Raw genomic sequence first — 22,274 nt, 5'->3', positions numbered from 1 at the left:
CTAGCAACTCAAGGGGATGGTTTCCGGCGAGTGCCGGAGATCAGGCGCGTGCGGGCGGGCGCAGCATGGGGGCCGGCGTGGGGCCGGCCTGGAACGGAGGAAGCGAAACACGGACACGCGCGACACGCAGGCCGGGCGTCAACACCATGGGAGGCGGCGGCAGCCAGAGTTCTGGCGCGTCGCTGGGGTGATCGGGGGCGGCGGCGCTGGTCGTGGGCGCATCGGGCCCATCGGATGCGTGCGCCACCCAATGTTCGACGCTGAAGCACTGGCCGGGCTGCTTGACCGCCTTGCCGAGCGCGACCTTGATGGCGCGCTCGAAACCCTTGCTGGGCTTGGCAACCGGCGGGGCATCACCGGGCATGTCGTCGACCACGGCTTCGATGGCTTCCAGCGCGTCGTCCGCAGCCTGGCCGTCGGGGAAATGCGTGGCCGAGAATACCGAAACTGTGAACAACAGGCACCAGATCGTGACGATCCACCGCACGCCGCGCGCGCGCGACAGCACGCCGCGCGCGGTGGCGCGAGACAACGTCGACAAGGCGGAGGAAAGATTCGTCACAAACATGGGCCCCGAATACTATCGGAAAAATGCTGCATCTGCACACAACGTCGGGCAGATCGCACGCATGTCAATCGGAATCGACCTGGCTTTTGCGAATCCGTTCCATCTCAGGCCAATGCGCACGCACCCAGTCGTCCAGGCCGACGAGCGTGCGGTTGAGCGATTCACCCAGGGGGCTGAGGCGGTATTCCACGTGCGGCGGGACGCTGTCGTAAATCGTGCGCAGGATGAGGCCGTTGGCTTCCAGCTCGCGCAGCGTCTGCGTGAGCATTTTTTGCGAGACGCCGTCGCCCACGCGGCGCAGGAGTTCGTTGTTGCGCACGGGGCCGTTTTCCAGCGCGGGGAAGATGCGCAGCGCCCATTTGCCCGCGACCAGTTCGAGTGCGCGCGTGGACGGGCAGGCTTCCACGCCGCCTTCAGCGGGACTTTCCGGCGTTGCAGATGAGGACGGAGCCAGGTTGTCGGCCATGGGGCCTCCGGAACACGATTGGGATACGCGTGACCGTACCGCCAATCGTGCCGCCCTGCAACGCGCCCCGTCAGTCGAGCTGGCCCTGGCAGACGTACTTGGTGTGGAGGTAGTCGTCCAGCCCGTGGACGGACCCTTCACGGCCGTAGCCGGATTCCTTCACGCCGCCAAACGGCGCGGCCTCGGCCGCCAACGCGCCTTCATTGATGCCGACAATGCCGGTCTCCAGCGCTTCCGCCACGCGCCAGATGCGACGCACATTCTGGCTGTAGAAGTAGGCGGCCAGCCCAAACGGCGTGTCGTTGGCAGCGGCAATCACCTCGTCTTCGGTGGTGAAGCGCGTGAGCGGTGCGACGGGGCCGAAGGTTTCTTCGCAGGCGCAGGCCATGGTGGCATCGGCGTCGATCAGCACCGTGGGTGCGTAGTAGTTGGCGCCGAGCTGGGTCAGGCGCGCACCGCCGGTCAACACCTTGGCGCCCTTTGCGATGGCGTCCTGCACGTGCCGGTCGATCTTCTCGACCGCACGCGCGTTGATCATCGGGCCGATCTGCGAAGCGGGGTCGGCGGCCGGCCCAACCTTGAGCGCGGCCACGCGTGCGGCCAACTTGGCGGCAAACGCATCGTGCACCGCGTCGTGCACGAACACGCGGTTCGGGCACACGCAGGTCTGCCCGCCGTTGCGGAACTTGGCCGCCATGAAACCATCCACGGCGGCATCGACGTCGGCATCTTCGAACACGATAAAGGGCGCATTGCCGCCAAGTTCGAGCGACAGCTTCTTCAGCGTGTCGGCGCTGCGGCGCGCCAGATGCTTACCGACGGGCGTGGAGCCGGTGAACGTAATCTTGCGCACGCGGCCATCGTCCAGCCAAACGTCCACCACTTCAGGCGTCCGCTCGCGCGAGGCGGTCACGATATTCAGCACGCCCGGCGGCACGCCGGCTTCCTGTGCGAGGCGCACGAGCGCGAGCGATGTCAGCGGCGTGTCTTCGGCGGGCTTGCAGACGACGGTGCAGCCCACAGCGAGCGCCGGGGCGATCTTGCGCGCGATCATCGCCGCCGGGAAGTTCCACGGCGTGATGGCCGCCACCACGCCCACCGGCTCCTTGAGCGCAAACATGCGCCGGCCCGGCACGGGCGCGGGAATGACCTCGCCGTTCATGCGCGTGGCTTCTTCGCCAAACCATTCGATGTAGCTCGCAGCGTAGGCCACCTCGCCCTTGCCTTCGGCAAGCGGCTTGCCCTGCTCCAGCGAGATCAGCTTGCCGAGATCGTCCTGATGCGTCACCACCAGATCGTTCCAGCGTTTGATGATCTGCGCGCGCTGCTTGGCGGGCACCTTGCGCCACGCCGGGAAGGCGGCATGCGCGGCGTCCAGGGCAGCGCGTGCCTCATCCGCGCCGGAGTCGGGCACGCGTGTGATGAGGTCGCCGGTGGCAGGATTTGTCACGTCCAACAGCGGGCCGGTTGCGCTCAGCCATTCGCCGGCGATGTAGTTGGCGCTGCGGATCAGGTCCGCGCGATCGAGTGAGAGAGACATCGTCTTTTGGTCCACAGCAATTGAAAATCACGCACCCGCAACGTGCGCGGCAATCGCCTCGCCCACCTGCGTGGTGTTGGCGGTGCCGCCCAGGTCCGGCGTGCGCGGGCCGTTCTTCAACACGGCTTCGATGGCCGCGACGATGGCGTCGTGCGCCGCACGCCCCGCGCCTTGCCCTTGCGTCAGGAAATCCAGCATCAACGCGCCCGACCAGATCATCGCGATCGGGTTGGCGATGTTCTTGCCGTAGATGTCCGGCGCCGAGCCGTGCACCGGCTCGAACAGCGACGGGAACGTGCGATCGGGGTTCAGGTTGGCCGAAGGCGCCAGGCCGATCGTGCCGGTCGTCGCGGGGCCGAGGTCCGAAAGGATGTCGCCGAACAGGTTGGTGGCGGCCACCACATCGAAGCGGCCCGGCTGCAGCACGAAGCGCGCGGTCAGGATGTCGATGTGCTGCTTGTCGAGCGTGACGTCGGGATAGTGTTGCGCGACTTCCTCGGCGCGCTTGTCCCACCACGGCATGCTGATGGCGATGCCGTTGCTTTTGGTGGCGAGCGTCACGTGCTTGCGCGGGCGGCTTTGTGCAAGGTCGAACGCGAACTTGAGAAGCCGCTCTGCACCCTTGCGCGAGTAGACCGATTCCTGGATCACGATCTCGCGGTCGGTGCCTTCGTACATGATGCCGCCGAGCGACGTGTATTCGCCTTCGGTGTTCTCGCGCACGACGTAGTAATCAATGTCGCCGGGCTTACGATTGGCGAGCGGGCACGGCACGCCTTCAAACAGGCGCACGGGGCGCAGGTTGATGTACTGGTCGAACTCGCGGCGGAACTTGAGCAGCGAACCCCACAGCGAAACGTGATCGGGCACCGTGGCCGGCCAGCCGACCGCGCCAAAGAAAATCGCATCCATGCCCTTGAGCTGCGCCTTCCAGTCGTCGGGCATCATCTGGCCGTGCTGCTGGTAGTAGTCGCAGCTGGCCCAATCGATGGTGTGGCACTCAAGCTCGAAGCCAAAGCGCTCGGCCGCCGCCTGGATGACGCGCAGGCCTTCGGGCATCACCTCCTTGCCGATGCCGTCTCCTGGAATGATCGCGATGCGGAATGCGGGAATCATGTCGTTCCTTTTTTCTCTGTTAGATGGAGACCGCCGCGGCATGGGCCACCGTGCGGTCCCGCTCGTCAAGCCAGCCCTGGCGCAGTTCGGGCACCGAGTTGGCAAGCTGTTCGTAGTATGGATGGTGCGGGCCGCGATCGAAATCGGCACGCGTCACCTGCGTGAGCTTGCGGCCGTGCTGCATGACGACGATCTCGTCGCACACCGCACGCACCGTGTGCAGATCGTGGCTGATGAAGAGGTACGACACGCCCAGATCGCGCCGCAAGTCTGCCATGAGGTTGAGCACTGCGGCGCCCACCACCGTGTCAAGCGCAGAAGTCACTTCGTCGCACAGGATCAGATCGGGCTCGGCCGCCAGGGCACGCGCCAGGTTCACGCGCTGCTTCTGGCCTCCGGATAGACCGCCCGGCAGCCGTTGCGCCACGCTGTGCGGCAAGCGCACGAGATCCAGCAGCTCGCGAATCCGCCGCTGCAACGCCTCGCCCTTCAGCCCCTTATAGAACTGCAGCGGCCGCGCCAGAATGCGTTCGATGGAGTGCGACGGGTTGAGCGCCGTGTCGGCCATCTGGAAGACGATCTGGATGCGCCGCAGCTCTTCGTGGCTCCGGTTGGCAAGCAGCGGCTTGAGTTCACGGCCCGCGAACGTCATGTTGCCCTCGCACGGCGCAATCAGCCCGGCAATGGCTCGCGCCAGCGTGGTCTTGCCCGAGCCCGATTCACCGATCACGCCGATGGCCTGCCCGCGATAGAGCTTGAAGTTGATGTCGTCGAGGATGCGCGTGGCGGGCTGGCCCTTGGCGTCCACCGCCCCGTAGCCGGCGCCCAGGCCCTGCACATCGAGCAGCAATTCGCCCTCGCCCAGGCAGTGCTCTGCCGGGCGCGCCTTTGGCCGTGCCGCAGCCAGCAGGCTCTTGGTGTAGTCGTGATCGGGCGTGGCAAGAATGTGCGCGGTCGGGTTGATCTCCTGCATCTGGCCGCCGCGCAGCACCAGGATGTGATCGGCCATCTGCGCCACCACGGCCAGGTCGTGGCTCACATAGACCGCCGTGGCGCGGCGCTCGCGCACCACGCGGCGGAACGCACGCAGCACTTCGATCTGGGTGGTCACGTCCAATGCGGTGGTCGGCTCGTCCAGGATCACCAGATCCGGATCGATGATGAGCGCCATGGCCGCCATGAGCCGCTGCAACTGCCCGCCCGACACCTGGTGCGGATACCGCTCGCCAATGGTTTCGGGATTGGGCAGCGCCAGTTCGCGGAACAACGCCACGGCCTTGGCTTCAGCCTCTGCGCGCGACATCGTGCCGTGAATGCGCGCCGGCTCCACCACCTGATCCAGGATCGTGCGCGAGGGGTTGAACGACGCGGCCGCACTCTGCGCGATGTAGGCGACGGTGCGCCCGCGCAGCGCGCGCTGCTCAGCGGGCGGCAGGTGCAACACATCGATATCGCCAATGCGCACGCTGCCCGATGCGATCTCGCAGCCACGGCGCGCATAGCCCATGAGCGCCAGCGCAGTGGTGGTCTTGCCGGACCCCGACTCGCCGATCAGCGCCAGCACTTCGCCGGGCTGGATGGCAAAGCTGAGGTTGTCTACGAGGGTCTGTTCGCCTGCGGTAATGCGCAGGCCTTCTACGACGACGGACGCACCCATGTTCAACGCCCTCCGCGTTCGCGGGCCCCGGAACGACCCCGGCCCGGCAGGTTGTCGATGACGATGTTGACGGCGATGGTCAGGCTGGCAATGGCCAGCGCCGGCACGATGACGGAAGCGCCCGCATCCGGCAGCGCGCCGATGTTCTCGCGCACCAGCGAGCCCCAGTCGGCCGACGGTGGCTGAATGCCGAGGCCCAGAAAGCTCAGGCTCGCCAGCAGCAGCACGACGTACACGAAGCGCAGCCCCAGATCGGCCAGCATGGGCCCGAGGATGTTCGGCAGGATCTCGCGCAGCATGATGTATAGCGTCCCCTCGCCGCGCGTGCGCGCCACGGTCACGTAGTCGAGCGCGTTGATGTTGACTGCCAACGAGCGTGCGATGCGATACGCCCCGGGCACGTAGATGATCGCGGCAGTCACCACGAGCATCGTCACCGAAGAACCGAAGCCGGCCACCATCAGCAGCGCGAACATCTTGCTCGGGATGGCGGTGAGCGTATCGAGCACGCGGCTCAGCGTGGCGTCGACGAGCCCGCCCATGGCGGCGGCGAACAGCGCAAGCACCGTGCCTGTACCGCTTGCCAGCACGGTGGCAACCAGCGCCACACCCACCGTGTAGCGAGCACCTTCCACCACGCGGACGAACATGTCGCGGCCGAGGTAGTCGGTGCCGAACCAGTGGGCCGCGCTCATGGGCCCGAAGACATCGCCGTTGCCGTCGCCGCTGGTGATCAGATGCGCGGGCAGCAGCGCGGGGCCGACCAGCGCCGCCAGCACCCAGAACACCAGCACGGCCAGGCCGATGAGGCCCGTGACACCGAAGCTGCTCAGCAGCCGCCGTACGGGGTGGCGCGGTGCAGGCGGCGCGGGTGGCGTGCCGGCCGGCAACGTAGGGGAAGTTGGCGTGGTTTCCATCGTCAGGCTCTTGTTCATAGGATCAGCATCAACGGTGGCGCAGACGCGGGTTGGCGACAATGCCCAGCACATCGGCCGCGGTCACGAGCAGCAGGTAGCCCGCGCAGAAAATCATGGCGCAGGCCTGCACGAGCGGCATGTCACGCTGCGATACGCCATCCACCATCAGCTTGGCGATCCCGGGGTAGTTGAAGATCGTCTCGATGATGATCACGCCGCCCAGCAGGTACGACAGCGACAGCGCCACCGCATTGGCGATCGGCCCCACGGCATTGGGCAAGGCATGCGCAAGCACGACGCGCATCGGCGAGGCGCCTTTCAAACGCACCATTTCGATGTACGGCGCTTCGAGCTGGTCGATGACGGCAGCCCGGCTCATCCGCATCATCTGCGCGACGATTACGCAGCACAGGCTGAGCACCGGCATGGCAAAGGCCCGCAGCATCTGGCCGAGCGATTCGATGTCGTTGACGTACGACAGCGCCGGCAGCCAGCGCAGCTTAACGGCAAACACCAGCACCGCCAGCGTTGCCACCAGAAACTCCGGCACCGACACCACGGCCACGGAGGCGGTCGACGCCACCCGGTCGAACCATGAGCCGCGCCAGACGGCGGAGGCAACACCAAGGCTGAGCGCAATCGGCACCGAGAACAGCGCCGTCACCGCCGCCAGCAGGAGCGAGTTCGGCAAGCGGCTTGCCACGAGTTCGGCCACCGGCATCTGCGTGGTGGTCGACTGCCCGAGATCACCGCGCGCAATGCCGGCGAGCCAGTGCGCATAGCGTTGCGGCGCCGGCACGTTCAGGCCCATCTGCGCGCGCAGGGCGGCCAGGGCTTCGGGCGTGGCGTCCTGCCCCAGCTGTTCTTGCGCGGCGTCGCCGGGCAGTACAGCGGTGATGGAGAACACGATGACCGACACCGCCAGCAACGACAGCAGCGCCAACGCCACGCGCCGCATCAGCAGCTTAAGGATGACTCGATTCATGACAGCCCCTTCATCACCTTCCGCAAGAACGCCACCACCGCGCCGTCAGGCATCAAGCCAGACGTTTTCGGCAAACGAATAGCCCATCAGGCCGCCCAGCGGGATCGGCGCCAGGCCCTTGAGCTTGGTCGTGTGCCCGTCGATGCTGGCCAGGAACAGCGGAATGCCAATGCCGGCCTCTCCGTGGATCATCGTCTGCATGTCGGCATACATCTGCTTGCGCTTGGCGACGTCGGTTTCGGCGCGGGCGGCGGTGAGCAGCTGATCGAATTTCGGGCTCTTCCAGCGCGATTCATTCCAGGCCGCATCGGACTTGAAGAACTGCGTGAGGATGGTGTCGGCACTCGGGCGCGGGTTGACGTTGCCGAAGCCGACCGGGCTGTTCAGCCAATGGTTGGACCAGTAACCGTCGGCCGGCATGCGCTTGATGTCGAGGTCCAGACCGATGCGCTGACCGGCCTGCTGCAGCACCAGCGCAATTTCGACCGAATACTGTGCCGCCGGCGATGCCACAACGGGAATCTTGCCCGTCACGCCCGACTTCTGCAGGTGGAATTTCGCCTTGTCGATATCGAACGCGCGCTGCGGCAGTTCCTTGAAATAAAAGCGGTTGGTCGGGTCGATCGGCTGGTCGTTGCCCAGCACCGCATAGTCCAGTGCGATGGTCTTCTTCATCTGTTCGCGGTCGAACAAAGACTTCATCGCCATCACGAAATCGGGGTTCGCACCCGGGCCGGTATCCTTGCGCATGATCAGGTCGGAGTACTGTCCCGATTGCGTCGCGAAGATCGCATAGCCGGGTGTGCTCTTCACACGCGCCACGGCACGCGGGTTGACGGACGCCACCAGGTCCATCCCGCCCGACAGCAGCGCATTGACGCGCGCGCTTTCGTCGCCGATGCCGACGAACTCGATCTCGTCCAGATACGGCTTGCCCGGTTTCCAGTACCCGTCGTTACGCACGACGACGGTCCGTACGCCAGGCTTGAATTCCTTGATCTTGTACGGGCCGGTGCCGATGCCGGCGCTGAAATCGGTGGTGCCGTCCTTGACGATATGGAAGTGGAAGGTGCCGAGGATCACCGGCAAGTCGGCGTTCGGGGCGGTCAGCACCACCGTCACTTCGTTCGGGCCGGTCGCCTTGACGCTCTCGATCTGGTCGGCCAGCACCTTGGCCTTCGAGGCGGTGGCCGGATCCTTGTGACGCATGACGGAATACACCACATCCGCCGGGGACAGAGCCTTGCCGTCGTGGAACGTCACGCCCTTGCGCAGTGCCAGCACCCAGGTCTTGGCATCTGCCGTGTGGTACGACTCCGCCAGCGCAGGACGCGGCGTCAGGCTGCCGTCCAGCACAAACAGGCCGTTGTAGACCATGTTGCACCGCACGTAGTCGTTCTGGTTCGACTGCTTGGCCGGGTCGAGCGTGTCGGTCGCTGCTGCGGTGGCGGCCGCCACGCGGATGCGCCCACCCCGGCGCGGCGTCTGTGCATACACGCTGACGGCCGTGCCCGCCAGGCTGCCGGCCAAGGTGGCCTGCATGCCACCGGCCATCAGCATCTTCAACACGTCGCGTCGCGAGGCACCGCGCTTGAGCGACGCCATCACCCGCTGGCTTTCGGCGGGACCGACAAGGTTCTCGAACTCGTTATGGCTGTCGCTCATGGTGGGGCTCCTGATGGATCTGGTCTGAATGGAATGCGTTGCGATCGTGGATACTGCGGAAGACTGCGTGTGCGGCGCCGCTCAGGCAAATCGGTCCTTGAGCTGGTAGTACATGCCGACCGCGGGCAGAAACCACGGCGGGCCAAAGTGACCGGGGATGGCGCTCCACGCGCGATCGCGCCACGGGTTGGCAGCAGCGTCGCCCGCCATGACTTCGGCCATGCGCTCGCCCATGTGCACGGACATCTGCGTGCCATGCCCGCTGTACCCCATGGAATAGAACAAGCCGTCACGCTCACCCGCATGCGGCAGGCGGTCTTGCGTCATGTCGACGAGCCCGCCCCAGCAGTAATCGAGGCGCACATCGCGCAACTGCGGGAAGGTTTCCGTCAGGCCGGCGCGGAGGATTTCGCCGCTCACCGCATCCTGCTGCGGGCTCGACACCGCAAAGCGTGCGCGGCCGCCAAACACCAGCCGGTGGTCTGGCGTGAGGCGGAAGTAATGGTGGATATTCGCCACCGTCACATACGTGCGGCGCGCTGCCAGCAACGCGTGCGCACGCTCCGCACCGAGCGGTTCGGTGGTGACGATGAAGCTGCCGATGGGAACGATGCGCCGACGCAGCCAGCCGAACGTGCCGTAACCGCCATGACGCGACGCGCCGGTCGCCAGCAGCACCTGCTTGGCCAGCACCGTGCCGCGCGTGGTGTGGATGCGATGCACCTGCCCCTGCACACGCTCGACGCGTTGCACGCAAGTGCGCGTATGAATCTGGGCGCCCTGGCGTTGCGCCGCCATGGCCAAGCCTTGCGCGAAACGACCCATGTGCATCTGGCCGCTGCGCTTGTAGAGCAAGCCGCCTTGGAAGCGCTCGCTCTGCACCTCCGCGCGCACGCGGGCGGCATCGAGTATCTCGACATCCCGATCCACACCATCCGCAATCAGCCGGTCCGCGCTGCGTTGCAGGGCGTCCATCTGATACAGCCTGGTGGCGAGCTTGAGTTTGCCGTTGCGCTGGAAGTCGCAGGCGATGCCCTCGTCGCGCACGATGCGCTCGACCGTGTCCACGGCGGCGTCGTAGGCGTGATACCACGCACGGGCGCGGTCGATGCCAACCTTGGCGGCCAGGTCGGCGTAGTCGACGGCCAGGCCGTTGTTCACATGACCGCCGTTGCGCCCCGACGCCTCGGGCGCCACCCGCTCGCCCGCTTCCAGCACGACCACGCTGGCGCCGCGCCGGGCCAGCGCCAGCGCCGCCGACAACCCCGTGAAACCGCCGCCGACGATCACCACGTCTGCCTGCGCCGGCAGATCGTGCGCGTCCAGCGCCAGCGCGGGCACCGAGTCGTTCCAGTAGGAGTCGAGTTTCATGGAGGTCATGTGGGGCGACGATGCAGACTCGGCTTAGAGGCCAACAACACCGGGCAGGCCGCCGATGTCCTGGATCTCGGTGTAACGGTACGCCGGATTGCCCGGCCCGTGGCCACGGTTGACGAACACCTTGTTGACGATGCCGAGGTCGTCGGCCGACATCAGGTCGTAGCGCAGGCTGGATGACACGTGCAGCACGTCTTCCGGGTTGCAGCCGAGCGAATCGAACATGTATTCGAACGCCTTCAGGCGCGGCTTGTAGGCCTGGGCCTGCTGTGCGGTGTACACGCGGTGGAACGGCGCACCGAGCATTGCCACGTTCTTCTGGATCTGCGCGTCGTCGGCGTTGGACAGGATCACCAGCGGGATTTCCTTGGCGACCTTGGCCAGACCTGCCGGCACGTCGGCATGCGGGTCCCACGTCGGCACCGCGTCGTAGTAGGCCTGGCCGTCGGTGTCGAAGTACTGGATCTTCCATTTCTTGCACAGGCGGCGCACGGCGTTCTTCAGGACCACCTCGTACGGTTTCCAGTCGCCCAGGACCTCGTCGAAGCGGTAGGCGGTGAAGTCGGCAATGAACTGCTCCATCTGCTCGGCCGGAATACGGTCTGCAAACAACTCGCGCGTCATCTCGCCCATGCGAAAGCGCGTGAGCGTGCCATAGCAGTCAAAGGTGATGTACTTGGGGCGGAAGGTCATGGTGTGAGGTCCTCAGGTCCTGAAGGTGGCTGCCGTTATGCCGTCTTTGCAGCACGGTTATGACGAAATCATTGAAGCACGCAGACTCGCAACGGTTGTAGGGAAATGCGCGGTCTCACGTGAGAAAGCTGCTGTTTCGAATGGCACTCGCGGCATGCCATGCGGTCTGCACCGCTGGCGTGCCCCGCGCACCGCCAAGGCACGTTAATGCGTCGCAGCAAAATCGATCAGCACACTTTTGAAGCGCAGGTTGGCCTCCACGGCTTGCCGGCCCAGATCCTTGCCGATACCCGATTGGTGATAGCCGCCGGTGGGAATGACGAAATCGGCGCTGCGCCCATAGCGGTTGATCCACACCGTGCCCGCCGCAATGCCGCGCATGGCGCGCAGCGCGCGTCCGATGTCTGCGGTGTGCACGCCGGCAGCCAGACCGTAGTGTTCGTGCGCCGCGAGTGCCAGGCCCTCCTCTTCGTCATCGAAGGTCTGCACGGTCAGCACGGGGCCGAAGATTTCTTCCTGCACGGCCGGGTTGTCTGCGCGCACGCCTTCGAGCAGCGTGGGCTGGAAATACGCCCCGCCGGGGCCGTCGCCAAACAGGCCGCCGCCGCAGCGCACCTGCGCGCCGGCATCGCGCGACCGCTCCACGATGTCGAGAATGCGCCCCGCCTGCGCGGCCGAAATGATCGGCGGCAGCGTGGCGGCGTCGTCCCAGGTGGCGCCGGGCCGCAGCGCGGCAAAGCGGGCGGTGATGCGTTCGATCAATGCCTGGGCAATCTGCCGTTGCACGATCAGCCGCGAGCCGGCCACGCACACCTGGCCCGCGTTGCCAGTGATGGCGCTTGCGACAAGGCCCGCCAGCCGGTCGATATCCGGCGCGTCAGCAAAGACGAGCTGCGGACTCTTGCCGCCCAGCTCCAGCGTGACGGGCTTCGGGCCATGCGAGGCGCAGGTCGCCATGATGGCGGCGCCGGTGCGGGTCGAGCCGGTGAAGGTCATCTTGGAAATCAACGGATGCCGCGTCAGTGCGTCGCCCGTGGTGCGGCCGTCGCCCTGCACCACGTTGAAGAGGCCTGGCGGCACGCCTGCTTCGATGGCGAGTTCAGCCAACCGGATGGCCGAATACGGCGTCAATTCGGAAGGCTTGAGCACGACTGCGTTGCCGGCGGCCAGCGCCGCGCCGACCTTCCACGAGACCATCACCAGCGGGAAATTCCACGGCGTGATCGCGCCGACCACGCCATACGGCTCGGCCACCACCATGCCAAGGTTGTCGTGCCGCGTGGCCGCCACGTCGCCGCCAAGCTTGTCGGCGTATTCGGCAAAGAAGCGCAGGCCTTCGGCGGTGAATGGCACGTCCCAGGCAGCGGCGTCGCGCAGCGGGCGCGTGGAGCACACGGCCTCGAGCGGCGCCATGTTGGCCACGTCGGCGTCGATCAGGTCGGCCCACCGGCGCAGCACGCGCGCCCGGTCACGCGGGGCACGGCGCGCCCAGTCCGTCGTGCGCCAGGCTTGCCAGGCGTCCTGCACGGCAGCGTCGACGGTGGAAGCGTCCGCCAGCGGCAGCTCCGCATGCACGGCGTTGTCGGAAGGGCGACGCACGGTGATGCGGCCCGCGTCGGGCACAAGCCTGCCGCCGATGAAATGGCTGGAGGGCACGCGAATGGTCTGGGGGTCGAATTTGGCCACGAAATTGGGAGGCGCCGAAGCCCGGCGCCCATATCGAAATGAGGTCATTGATGCTAGGCAGGAAGGCTCGGCATTTGGTTTCGTAACCGAGGGCGCTACCGCATCGAATTGCGAAAGCCACACCCTGCGCAGACGATGCTTGCAAATTGCGGGCAAACCCGAATTCGATCTGGCTCCGGGCCGCGATGTCGTCCAAGATAAGTGCCGGTGCCACCCTCATCCTTCGCCGGAAGGAACCTCCCATGTCTTCCTCGTCCGTACCCGCCCAGCACCCGCCCGCCGACGACGGCGTAGTGCTGCGCCCCATGACCGCCGACGATCTGGCCCAGACGCACGCCCTGTCGGAAGAGCAGCGCTGGCCGCACCGCCCGGCCGACTGGGCGCAGAGTTTTGCGCACGCGGAGGGCATCGTGGCCGAGCGCGACGGCCAGATCATCGCCACCGCGCAACGTTGGCGCTGGGGCCCGCGCCACGCCACCATCGGGCTGGTGATCGTGACGCCCGCATGCCAGGGCCGGCGCATCGGCCATCGCCTGATGAGCGCGCTGCTCGACGGTCTGGACAACCACACCGTGCTGCTGCATGCCACCGCAGAAGGACGCGGCCTCTATGAGCGACTGGGCTTTGTGCGCACCGGCGAGATGCGCCAGCACCAGGGCATTGCGCAACCCACGCCGCTGATCGCCCTGCCCGCCGGCTGGCGCCTGCGCCCTGCTGGGCTCAATGAGGCTGCGGACTTGCGCCGGCTCGACGCCCAGGCACGGGGCATGCCGCGCGATGCACTGATCGACGATCTGCTCGCCAGCGCAGACGCCTGCGTCGTACTGGACGATGACGGCGAGGCGCGCGGTTTCGCGATGCTGCGCCGATTCGGACGCGGCCACGCCATCGGCCCCGTGGTCGCCCCCGACGCCGAGAGCGCCAAGGCACTGATCGCGCATCTGGCGGGCATCAACGCCGGCCACTTCACCCGCATCGACATCGATTTCGACAGCGGCCTGGCGGAGTGGCTGGAGAGCATCGGCCTGCTGCGCGTGGACGCCCCCACCACCATGGTGCGCGGCGCGCCGCTCACCACGCCGCCCGGCGGCCCAACGCTGTTTGCCATCGTGACCCAGGCGATGGGTTGAACCTCGAACACCGCGCCAACACCATATCGTGACGACCACTTTCCTCTACAAGTCCGACCCCGTCCGCGGCCGGCAATGGGCCGAGGTGTTCCGCCAGCACGCGCCCGACATCGAGTTCCGCATCTGGCCCGACATCGGCGATCCGCTGCGGGTGCGCTTTCTTGCAGCCTGGGAGCCGCCCGCCGATATCGCGACCCAGTTTCCGCACCTGGAGGTGCTGTTCTCCTCGGGCGCGGGGGTCGATCAATTCAACTTTGCAGCGTTGCCGCCCACGCTGCCCGTGGTGCGCATGGTCGAGCCCGGCATCGTGCGCGGCATGGTGGAGTACGTCACGCATGCCGTGTTGAGCCTGCACCGCGATATTCCTGCCTACCGGCGTCAGCAGCAGGCCGAGCAATGGCGTCCGCTGCCGGTGCGGCCCGCCAATGAACGCCGCATTGGCGTGCTGGGGCTCGGCTCGCTGGGGCAGGCCGTGCTGGCGCAGTTGCAGGGGTTCGGTTTCGACTGCGCGGGCTGGAGCCGATCGCGCCATGCCATCGACGGTGTGCAGTGCTTTGCCGGGCAAGAGGAACTCGCCGCCTTCCTGGCGCGCACCGACATCCTGATCTGCCTGATGCCGCTGACCGATGCCACGCGCGGTGTGCTGAACGCAGCGCTGTTCGGCCAACTGCCGCAAGGCGCCGCGCTGGTGCATGTGGGCCGCGGCCCGCAGCTGGTGAACGACGACCTGCTTGCAGCGCTCGACAGTGGGCAGCTCAGCGAAGCCATGCTCGACGTGACCGACCCCGAGCCGCTGCCCGCCGGCCATGCGTTGTGGCGCCATCCGCGCGTCCACATCACACCGCACATTGCCAGCATGACGCAGCCGCTTTCCGCAGCAGCGGTGGTGATCGACAACCTGCGCCGCTTCACCGCCGGCGAACCCATGGTCGGGCTGGTGGACCGTTCGCTCGGCTACTGAAACCATGCATCAAACGGCGCGCCGCACGATCTGCTGCTGCGCGCCGAACAACAGCAGCACGCTGCGTTCTTCCCGCGCAAAGCAGCACCAAGCCTCAGGCCGCACAGCCTACTCTTGAGTCCATTGATTGCCTTCACTGCACGAACGGACTCTGCCATGACCCAGCTCACCGATCTGCCCCAGCTTGCCTCGCTTGACGCCATCGACCGCGCACACCTGATCCACCCGGTGGCCGCCTGGCGCACCCACGAGCAACGCGGGCCGACCGTGCTGACATCCGGACGCGGTGCGTGGCTGACTGACGCGCACGGCAACGAACTGCTCGACGCCTTTGCGGGCCTCTGGTGCGTCAACGTCGGCTATGGCCAGGAGAGCGTGGTGCAGGCCGCCGCCGAGCAGATGCGCCGCCTGCCTTACGCCACGGGCTACTTTCACTTCAGCAGCGAGCCCGCCATCCGCCTGGCCGACAAGCTCGTGCAGATCACGCCGCGCTCGCTCAATCACGTCTATCTCACGCTGGGTGGGTCCGAGGCGGTGGACGCGGCGGTGCGTTTCATCGTCCAGTACTTCAATGCCATCGGCAAGCCGACGAAGAAGCATTTCATTTCGCTGGAGCGCGGGTATCACGGCTCGTCGTCTACCGGCGCGGGGCTGACGGCGCTGCCTGCGTTCCATCGCGGTTTCGACCTGCCGCTGCCGACGCAGCATTACATCCCCTCGCCCAACCCATACCGCGCGGCCAACCCGGCGGATGCGCAAGGCATCATCGCGGCATCGGTGGCGGCATTGCGGGCCAAGGTGGCGGAACTGGGCGCGGACAACGTCGCCGCGTTCTTCTGCGAGCCGATCCAGGGCTCCGGCGGCGTGATCGTCCCGCCCAAGGGCTGGCTCAAAGCCATGCGCGACACCACGCGCGAACTGGGCATCCTGTTCGTCGTGGACGAAGTCATCACCGGTTTCGGACGCACCGGCCCGATGTTTGCCTGCGATGCCGAAGGCGTCGACCCGGACATCATGACGATGGCCAAGGGGCTCACGGCAGGCTACGTGCCGATGGGCGCGACGCTGATTTCCGACCAGATCTACGCCGGCATTGCCGACGGCGCGCCGGCCGGTGTGCCGATCGGCCACGGTGCCACGTATTCGGCCCATCCGGTAAGCGCAGCGGTGGCGCTTGAAGTGCTGCGCCTGTACGAAGAAGGCGGCATCCTCGCCAACGGCCAGCGCGGCGCGGCCAGCTTTGCGGCCGGACTGGACGGCTTGCTCACGCATCCGCTGGTGGGCGACTCGCGTCATCGCGGCCTGCTAGGCGCACTGGAACTGGTGAGCGACAAGGCCACCAAGCGCGGCTTCGATGCCGCACTTGGCCTGCCCAACCTGATTGCCGCGGCTGCCTATGGCAACGGTCTCGTGTTCCGGGCGTTTGGCGACAACATCCTCGGCTTCGCCCCCGCGCTGACCTACACCGAAGACGAATTCGCCCAACTGCTCGCGCGCCTGAAGAAGACGCTCGACGACGTGCTGGCCATGCCGGCCGTGCGTGCGGCGCTCGCCTGATGCAACCGGTAGCAACAGGCCCCAACAAGCTGACACAAAAGACACCGGCTGCCGCAGAATCGGATCTATCTTCCACGCCTTCGCCCCTGCCATGACCGAAGCTCTCAAGATCGATCGTCTGGACCTGCGCATCCTCGCCCAACTGCAGAAGAACGGGCGCATGACGAACGTGGACCTGGCCGACGCCGTGGGCCTGTCGCCCAGCCCATGCCTGATCCGCGTCAAGCGCCTGGAGCAAGCCGGCTACATCTCCGGCTACGGCGCGCACATCCGCCTGGAAAAGCTCGGCGACACGCTGACCGTCTTCACCGAAGTCACGCTGTCGGACCACCACCGCGAAACCTTCGTGCGCTTCGAAGCGGCCATCCGGGAGGTGGACGAGGTGCTCGAGTGCCACCTGCTCTCCGGCGGCTACGACTACCTGCTGCGCTTCATCACGCGCGGCGTCAATCACTACCAGGAGGTGATTGAAGAGCTGCTGGAACGCAACATCGGCATTGCCAAATATTTCAGCTACATCGTCATCAAATCGCCGTTCATCAAAACGCACTGTCCGATCGAACGGCTCTTTCCCAACCAACGCTGACGCCCTCGAAACCGAGTCCACTGCTGGATGCGGTGAGGAACAACCTGCATGACAACCGCCCTGATGCTGCATCGCGCCGATGGCGCCCCAATCTCAACCGCGTTCCGGCCTGCCGCCCTGAACCCCGACGACCCCTTCGCGCAAGAACGGGAGATTGCCTGGGAAGGACCCAACGCGATGAGCGCCGGCCGGGCGAGCTTTGTCGGCGAACGGGAGGTCGCGCGCTTTCCCCATACCGAGACGCTCGCCGTCGTGGAGGGCGAGTTGACGCTCACCGCGCCGGGCTCTGCACCGCACGTGATCGGCCCGGGCGCGGGCGCGGTCATCGCATCCGGCACGGCCGTGCGCATCGAGGCTGCCACGGGCGTTCGATTCGTGTTCTGCGCTGCTGTCATCAACACACCGACCACGCCTGCGCTCATCCCGCTGCACGCCGATGCGGACTTCAAACCCTCGGGCGGCCCGGCGCCGGAAGTCCTGATCGGGCCAGTTCCGCAGTGCCGCAGCGACAACGTCTTCACCGACGAGCCAACGCAATACCGCGCCGGCACCTGGGACTCGACGCCCTATCACCGCATCGTCCGCGCGCATCCGGTGAACGAGTTCATGTACGTGCTTGATGGCGGTGTGCAGTTCGCTGGCCCGGATGGCAGCGCGCTGTCCGTGAGTGCCGGCGATGCCATCTTCGTGCCGCAGGGCACCGCCATCGGATGGCTCAGCACGGAGCGCGTCGCCAAGTTCTACGTGGTGCAAAACGCCCAGGCCTGAACGAACGAGGAAAGCGAGTCATGTCTCAACCGTTGCGCCTCATCGAGAGCGCCTCTCCCCTTCCAGCGCAGGCCGACGTCGTCGTGATCGGCGGCGGCATCATCGGCGTCTTTGCTGCCTACTACCTGGCCAGGCGCGGCGTGTCGGTGGCCGTGGTCGAAAAGGGCCGCATCGGGGCCGAACAGTCGAGCCGCAATTGGGGCTGGTGCCGACAGCAGAACCGCGATGCGCGTGAACTGCCGATGGCCACCAAGAGCCTCGAACTGTGGGAGCAGTTTGCCGCCGACACGGGCGAAGACACGGGCTTCCGCCGCTGCGGCCTGCTCTATCTCAGCAACGACGAAGAAGAACTTGCCCGCTGGACGAAGTGGCGCGATTTCGCAAAGACGGCCGGCGTGACCACGCACATGCTGAGCAGCCAGGAAGCCTCCGAGCGTGGCCGCCTGACCGGTCGCGCGTGGAAGGGCGGCGTGTTCTCACCGAGCGACGGCACGGCCGACCCGGCCAAGGCTGCACCGTCTGTGGCGGCTGCGCTCATGAAGCTCGGCGGCACCGTTCACCAGAATTGCGCCGCACGCGGCATTGAAATCGAGGGCGGCCGCGTGAGCGGCGTCGTCACCGAAGCCGGAACCATCAAGACCCGCACCGTGGTGTTTGCCGGCGGCGCCTGGGCCTCGTCGTTCTGTCGCCAACTGGGCATTCGTTTTCCGCAGGCGACCGTTCGCCAGTCCATCGTGCGTGTGACGGGGGTGACCGAGCCAGTGCCTGACGCCCTGCACACTGCACGCGTATCCATCACCCGCCGCAGCGATGGCAGCTACAACCTGGCCATCAGCGGCCGCGGACGCGTGGACCCGACGGCACAGCTGCTGCGCTTCGCGCCGCAGTTTCTGCCGATGTTCGCGAAGCGCTGGCGCAATGTGTTCCCCGGCGGCCTGGAAGGCATTCGCGCGGGCCACGAAACACTCGCGCGGTGGCGGCTCGATGCCCCGACGCCCATGGAGCGCATGCGCATTCTCGACCCGCGGCCCGATGCGGCAGCGGTCAAGCAAACCTACAACCGCGCCGTCGAACTGCTGCCGGTGCTGGGCCAAGCGGGCATCGCCAACGCCTGGGCCGGTTTCGTCGACAACACGCCGGACGGCGTGCCCGGTATCGGCGAGGTGCCGGAGATTCCTGGGTTCATTTTGGCCGCGGGCTTCTCGGGCCACGGCTTCGGTATCGGCCCCGGTGCCGGCCATCTGATCGCGGATCTGGTGACCGGCGAAAAGCCGATCTTCGACCCGGCCCCCTACGACCCTGCGCGCTTCAAGCACTCGGCCTGGGGCAAGGTCGCGGATTTCTAAGGCCGCAATATCGAAAGGGCGACGCGCATGGCCGCAGTTCAAGCAGCAGATGGAACGGCGGCCAACGCGCGGCGGGCGACCTCGCAGAACCAGCGCACGCCCAGCGGCAACGCGTCGTCGTTGAAGTCGTAACACGGGTGGTGCAGCGGGTATTCGCCATCGGGGCCGGCATCTGCACGACCTTGGCCGAGCCAGAGATAGGCGCCGGGCTTGCGCTGCAGCATGAAAGCAAAGTCTTCAGAGGTGAAGGCAGCGCGTGGCGCCTCTGCGGCCTCCAGGCCGATCGCCTGCGCCGCATCCAACGCGAGCAGCGCTTCGGGCCGCGTGTTGATGGTCGCCGGGTAATAGCGGCGGTAATCCACTTCCATCTGCGTGCCGCTGCTCAGCGCGATGCCGTTGGCCGTGTCCCGCAGCGCCGCCTCGATGCGATCCTGCGATACCGCATCGAAGCTACGTACGGTGCCGGTGATGCGCACCTCGGCCGGCAGCACGTTGTGGCTGTGGCCGCCTTCGATGCGTGTGACGGACAGCACCGCCGATTCGTTCGGGTCGATCCGGCGCGACACGATGGTGTGCAGTTGCGCCACCAACTGGCTGGCGGCGAGGATGGCATCCGGCGTGTGGTGAGGCTGGGCCGCATGCCCGCCACGGCCCCGCACGGTGATGTCGAACCGGTCTGCCGCCGCCATGATCGGGCCGGGCCGTGTCTGCGCATGACCGAGCGGTAGATCCGGCCAGTTGTGCAGTGCGTAGACGCTGTCACACGGAAAACGCTCGAACAGGCCGTCTTCGATCATCCGGCGCGCGCCGGCCTGACCCTCTTCGGCCGGCTGGAAGATGAAGTGGACGGTGCCGTCGATGCCCGTTCGCGCAAGCTGGCGCGCAGCGCCGATCAGCATGCTGGTGTGGCCGTCATGCCCGCAGCCGTGGTGCTTGCCCTGCATGCGGCTCGCGTGCGCTGAGCGGCCCAGCTCCACCATCGGCAGCGCGTCCATGTCGGCGCGCAGGGCAACGCTGCGCGTGCCCCGGCCGCCGCGCAGCGTGCCCACCACGCCGGTGCCGCCGATGCCTTCTTCCACCGCCAGACCCAATACCCGCAGCGACTGCGCGACGATGCCCGCCGTGCGGTGTTCTTCGTAGGCAAGCTCCGGATTCGCATGCAGGTCGCGGCGCAGTGCCACGAGGTCCGGCAGCAGATCGGCGACGGGGGCGGCAATGTCGTCGCGCTTCATTCTCCAGCCTCGACCGCATCGGCCAACTGGGCGAGCGTATGGAAGTGGTAATCCGGCACGGTGTGCTCGGATTCGATGGTGCCGCCGGAATCTTTCATTCCGTGCCGGCGCTCGATCCAGCAGGTGGTGATGCCGAGGCGTTTCGAGATGCCGATGTCGTGGTACTGGCTCTGCGCCACGTGCAGGTTGTCGGCCTGCTTGAAGCCCCACGCGCCTTCATAGCGGCCGCGTGCATAGGCGAAATACTGCGCATCGGGCTTTTCGCACAGGGCGTCGTCGCAGCTGAGCAGCAGGTCGAACGGGGCGCCCAGCGTCCGCTGGAAATGATCGAGCGCCCATGATTGCGCGTTCGTCATGGTGACGAGCTTGAAACGCTTGCCCAACCGCTGCAGCGCCTCCACCGAATCGGGAAACGCCGGCCATTCGGCTACCGAATCGCGAAAGCCGCGCGCCAGCGCATCGGTATCGGGCAAGCCAAGCTGCTGCGCGACGATGTGCCAGCACGGCACCAGGTCGTCGGGGTACCACTCGGTCTGGCCGCGTTTGCGCGCGGCCCGGTAGGCGCCAAGAAAATCCTCGTCGGTGATCTTGCTGTCGGGCACCGCACGGCGCAGGTAGGCGAGCATGCCGCCCTCGAAATCGATCAACGTTCCGACGACGTCGAAAGTCAGCACTTTGAAATCCCGAAGGGCCATGACAACGCTCCTAATGGTTGAACGCCAGAATGAATCCAAGGATGGCGGCAAGCCGCCTTGCATGGCGTCTAGCTTAGGAGCAGCGGTGCCGACGATGGTGCCGATCGGGCGCCGCGACACGGCAGCGAATTGCGTTTTTGCCGACGCGGCGTACAGATCGTTTGGTGGGCGCCCGGACGCCCGGATGCCCTGACACCCATACCCGCGCCGCCCCTGGTGGTTACCTCCAGGTGCGTACTTGTTGCCGCACCGCGCCGTCCTTACTCTGAGTGCATCGCAACGCATCCGCTTGCCGGCCCGGCAGCGGACATCTCGGAGGTCCCATGCTTCAAACCGCCTGGCTCTGGCTGCTGGCAGCCGGGGCTGTGGAGATCGCCATGGCGGTCTCGCTCAAATTTGCGCAAGGTTGGACGCGCCCCATCCCTAGCGTGCTCGGCATCGTGACGGCGCTTGCAAGCGTCTTCCTGCTCACGCATGCCATGCGCGGCCTGCCCGCAGGCACCGCCTACGCCATCTGGACGGGCATCGGCTCGGTGGGCGTGACGGTGCTGGGCATCGTGCTCTTTGGCGAGAGCGTGCAGCCCGCGCGCCTGGCCTGCATCGGACTGGTGATTGTCGGCACGGTGGGCCTCAACTTCTTCAACGCTGCGTAAAACGTATCAGGAGCCCAGCATGACCCGCCTGCTTTATATCGAAGCATCACCCATGAAAACGCTGTCCCACTCCATCGACGTGGCCAAGCATTTTCTCGACGCGTACCGCACCTCGCACCCCGGCCACGAGATGGACACGATCGACCTGTGGAGCCGGGACATCGACCTGCCCGAGTTCGACGCCGACATGATCGGCGCCAAGTTTGCCGTCTTGCGCACCCAGACCGCCACGCCGCAGCAGCGTGCGCAATGGCAGCGCGCCGTGGCGTTAGCGCAGCGGTTCAACGCGGCCGACCATTACCTCTTTTCCGTACCGATGTGGAATTTCGGTGTGCCGTATCGGCTCAAGCACTTCATTGATGTGGTGACGCTGCCGGGGCAGAACTGGAACTGGTCGCCCGCCACGGGCTATCAGGCGCTGCTCTCGGGCAAGAAGGCGGCGCTCATCTACGCCAGCGCTGGGGCGTACGCCGCACACAAGGAGGGTGCCAGCGAATCGCCGGACGATTTCCAGAAGCCCTATCTGCGCCGCTGGCTCCGTTTTCTCGGCATTGAAGACGTGACCGAAATCAGTGCCGCCCCCACGCTCACGGCGCCCGATCTGCTTGCAGCCACCAAGGCCGATGCCAAAGCGCGGGCGGCGGCATTGGGCGCAGCCTTCTGAAATGCACGTCTG

The 22,274-nt window shown here is 66.4% G+C and carries 21 protein-coding genes; 8 read left to right on the top strand and 13 right to left on the bottom strand.

The features are described from left to right. Nucleotides 1-40: 40 nt before the first annotated feature. The 11 genes from ABIC76_RS07085 to ABIC76_RS07035 all read right to left on the bottom strand — a co-directional run bounded on the left by ABIC76_RS07085 (nt 41) and on the right by ABIC76_RS07035 (nt 12,670). Complete coding sequence (locus ABIC76_RS07085; RefSeq protein WP_354533443.1) at nt 41-568, bottom strand: hypothetical protein; 528 nt, start codon at nt 566-568, stop codon at nt 41-43. A 64-nt stretch (nt 569-632) separates the two neighbouring features. After that, nucleotides 633-1,034, bottom strand: coding sequence for a winged helix-turn-helix transcriptional regulator (locus ABIC76_RS07080; RefSeq protein WP_354533442.1), 402 nt, complete (start codon nt 1,032-1,034; stop codon nt 633-635). A 70-nt stretch (nt 1,035-1,104) separates the two neighbouring features. Beyond that, nucleotides 1,105-2,574, bottom strand: a complete 1,470-nt coding sequence (locus ABIC76_RS07075) for an NAD-dependent succinate-semialdehyde dehydrogenase (RefSeq protein WP_354533441.1) — start codon at nt 2,572-2,574, stop codon at nt 1,105-1,107. A gap of 27 nt (nt 2,575-2,601) precedes the next feature. Further along, nucleotides 2,602-3,690 carry a tartrate dehydrogenase gene (locus tag ABIC76_RS07070; RefSeq protein ID WP_354533440.1) on the bottom strand — a complete coding sequence of 363 codons (1,089 nt, stop codon included), beginning with the start codon at nt 3,688-3,690 and terminating at the stop codon, nt 2,602-2,604. Nucleotides 3,691-3,709: 19 nt separating this feature from the next. Then, on the bottom strand, nt 3,710-5,347 hold the full coding sequence (locus ABIC76_RS07065; protein ID WP_102065302.1) for an ABC transporter ATP-binding protein: 1,638 nt from the start codon (nt 5,345-5,347) through the stop codon (nt 3,710-3,712). 2 nt (nt 5,348-5,349) lie between these two features. Next, nucleotides 5,350-6,264 (bottom strand): ABC transporter permease, encoded by a 915-nt coding sequence (locus ABIC76_RS07060; protein WP_354533562.1) that lies wholly within the window; start codon nt 6,262-6,264, stop codon nt 5,350-5,352. A gap of 28 nt (nt 6,265-6,292) precedes the next feature. Further along, the gene (locus ABIC76_RS07055) at nt 6,293-7,249 is read right to left on the bottom strand and encodes an ABC transporter permease (protein ID WP_354533439.1); all 957 of its coding nucleotides are present in this window, start codon (nt 7,247-7,249) and stop codon (nt 6,293-6,295) included. A gap of 45 nt (nt 7,250-7,294) precedes the next feature. Further along, a complete protein-coding gene (locus ABIC76_RS07050) occupies nt 7,295-8,914 on the bottom strand; it encodes an ABC transporter substrate-binding protein (RefSeq protein WP_354533438.1) in 1,620 nt (539 codons plus the stop codon). Between the two features lie 81 nt (nt 8,915-8,995). Further along, nucleotides 8,996-10,285 carry an NAD(P)/FAD-dependent oxidoreductase gene (locus ABIC76_RS07045; RefSeq protein WP_354533437.1) on the bottom strand — a complete coding sequence of 430 codons (1,290 nt, stop codon included), beginning with the start codon at nt 10,283-10,285 and terminating at the stop codon, nt 8,996-8,998. 33 nt (nt 10,286-10,318) lie between these two features. Next, the gene (locus ABIC76_RS07040; protein ID WP_027679994.1) at nt 10,319-10,984 is read right to left on the bottom strand and encodes a haloacid dehalogenase type II; all 666 of its coding nucleotides are present in this window, start codon (nt 10,982-10,984) and stop codon (nt 10,319-10,321) included. Between the two features lie 204 nt (nt 10,985-11,188). Beyond that, on the bottom strand, nt 11,189-12,670 hold the full coding sequence (locus ABIC76_RS07035; protein WP_354533436.1) for an aldehyde dehydrogenase family protein: 1,482 nt from the start codon (nt 12,668-12,670) through the stop codon (nt 11,189-11,191). A gap of 242 nt (nt 12,671-12,912) precedes the next feature. Here ABIC76_RS07035 and ABIC76_RS07030 point away from each other — a divergent pair, with 242 nt between their 5' ends. The 6 genes from ABIC76_RS07030 (at nt 12,913) to ABIC76_RS07005 (ending at nt 19,018) form a co-directional block, all read left to right on the top strand. Then, on the top strand, nt 12,913-13,800 hold the full coding sequence (locus tag ABIC76_RS07030; RefSeq protein ID WP_354533435.1) for a GNAT family N-acetyltransferase: 888 nt from the start codon (nt 12,913-12,915) through the stop codon (nt 13,798-13,800). Between the two features lie 28 nt (nt 13,801-13,828). After that, on the top strand, nt 13,829-14,761 hold the full coding sequence (locus ABIC76_RS07025) for a 2-hydroxyacid dehydrogenase (RefSeq protein ID WP_354533434.1): 933 nt from the start codon (nt 13,829-13,831) through the stop codon (nt 14,759-14,761). 156 nt (nt 14,762-14,917) lie between these two features. Next, on the top strand, nt 14,918-16,318 hold the full coding sequence (locus ABIC76_RS07020; RefSeq protein ID WP_354533433.1) for an aspartate aminotransferase family protein: 1,401 nt from the start codon (nt 14,918-14,920) through the stop codon (nt 16,316-16,318). 91 nt (nt 16,319-16,409) lie between these two features. Then, nucleotides 16,410-16,904 (top strand): Lrp/AsnC family transcriptional regulator, encoded by a 495-nt coding sequence (locus ABIC76_RS07015; RefSeq protein WP_027679989.1) that lies wholly within the window; start codon nt 16,410-16,412, stop codon nt 16,902-16,904. 48 nt (nt 16,905-16,952) lie between these two features. Next, complete coding sequence (locus ABIC76_RS07010; protein WP_102065310.1) at nt 16,953-17,672, top strand: cupin domain-containing protein; 720 nt, start codon at nt 16,953-16,955, stop codon at nt 17,670-17,672. Nucleotides 17,673-17,692: 20 nt separating this feature from the next. After that, nucleotides 17,693-19,018 carry an NAD(P)/FAD-dependent oxidoreductase gene (locus tag ABIC76_RS07005; protein WP_354533432.1) on the top strand — a complete coding sequence of 442 codons (1,326 nt, stop codon included), beginning with the start codon at nt 17,693-17,695 and terminating at the stop codon, nt 19,016-19,018. Between the two features lie 38 nt (nt 19,019-19,056). Here ABIC76_RS07005 and ABIC76_RS07000 read toward each other — a convergent pair whose 3' ends face one another. Both ABIC76_RS07000 and ABIC76_RS06995 read right to left on the bottom strand, forming a co-directional pair. Further along, nucleotides 19,057-20,250 (bottom strand): amidohydrolase, encoded by a 1,194-nt coding sequence (locus ABIC76_RS07000; protein ID WP_102065312.1) that lies wholly within the window; start codon nt 20,248-20,250, stop codon nt 19,057-19,059. Continuing rightward, nucleotides 20,247-20,945, bottom strand: coding sequence for an HAD-IA family hydrolase (locus ABIC76_RS06995; RefSeq protein WP_102065313.1), 699 nt, complete (start codon nt 20,943-20,945; stop codon nt 20,247-20,249). Before ABIC76_RS06995 ends, ABIC76_RS07000 begins: the two co-directional genes overlap by 4 nt. Nucleotides 20,946-21,268: 323 nt before the next feature. Here ABIC76_RS06995 and ABIC76_RS06990 point away from each other — a divergent pair, with 323 nt between their 5' ends. Both ABIC76_RS06990 and ABIC76_RS06985 read left to right on the top strand, forming a co-directional pair. After that, a complete protein-coding gene (locus tag ABIC76_RS06990; protein ID WP_354533431.1) occupies nt 21,269-21,598 on the top strand; it encodes a DMT family transporter in 330 nt (109 codons plus the stop codon). A gap of 19 nt (nt 21,599-21,617) precedes the next feature. After that, nucleotides 21,618-22,262 carry an FMN-dependent NADH-azoreductase gene (locus ABIC76_RS06985; RefSeq protein WP_354533430.1) on the top strand — a complete coding sequence of 215 codons (645 nt, stop codon included), beginning with the start codon at nt 21,618-21,620 and terminating at the stop codon, nt 22,260-22,262. Nucleotides 22,263-22,274: the final 12 nt, after the last annotated feature.

Source organism: Ralstonia sp. 1138 (genome assembly GCF_040544795.1).
In the GTDB taxonomy this organism is placed as follows: Bacteria; Pseudomonadota; Gammaproteobacteria; order Burkholderiales; family Burkholderiaceae; genus Ralstonia; species Ralstonia flatus.
Note: the sequence above shows the minus strand (reverse complement) of the source record. Positions and strands in the feature narration are given on the sequence as shown.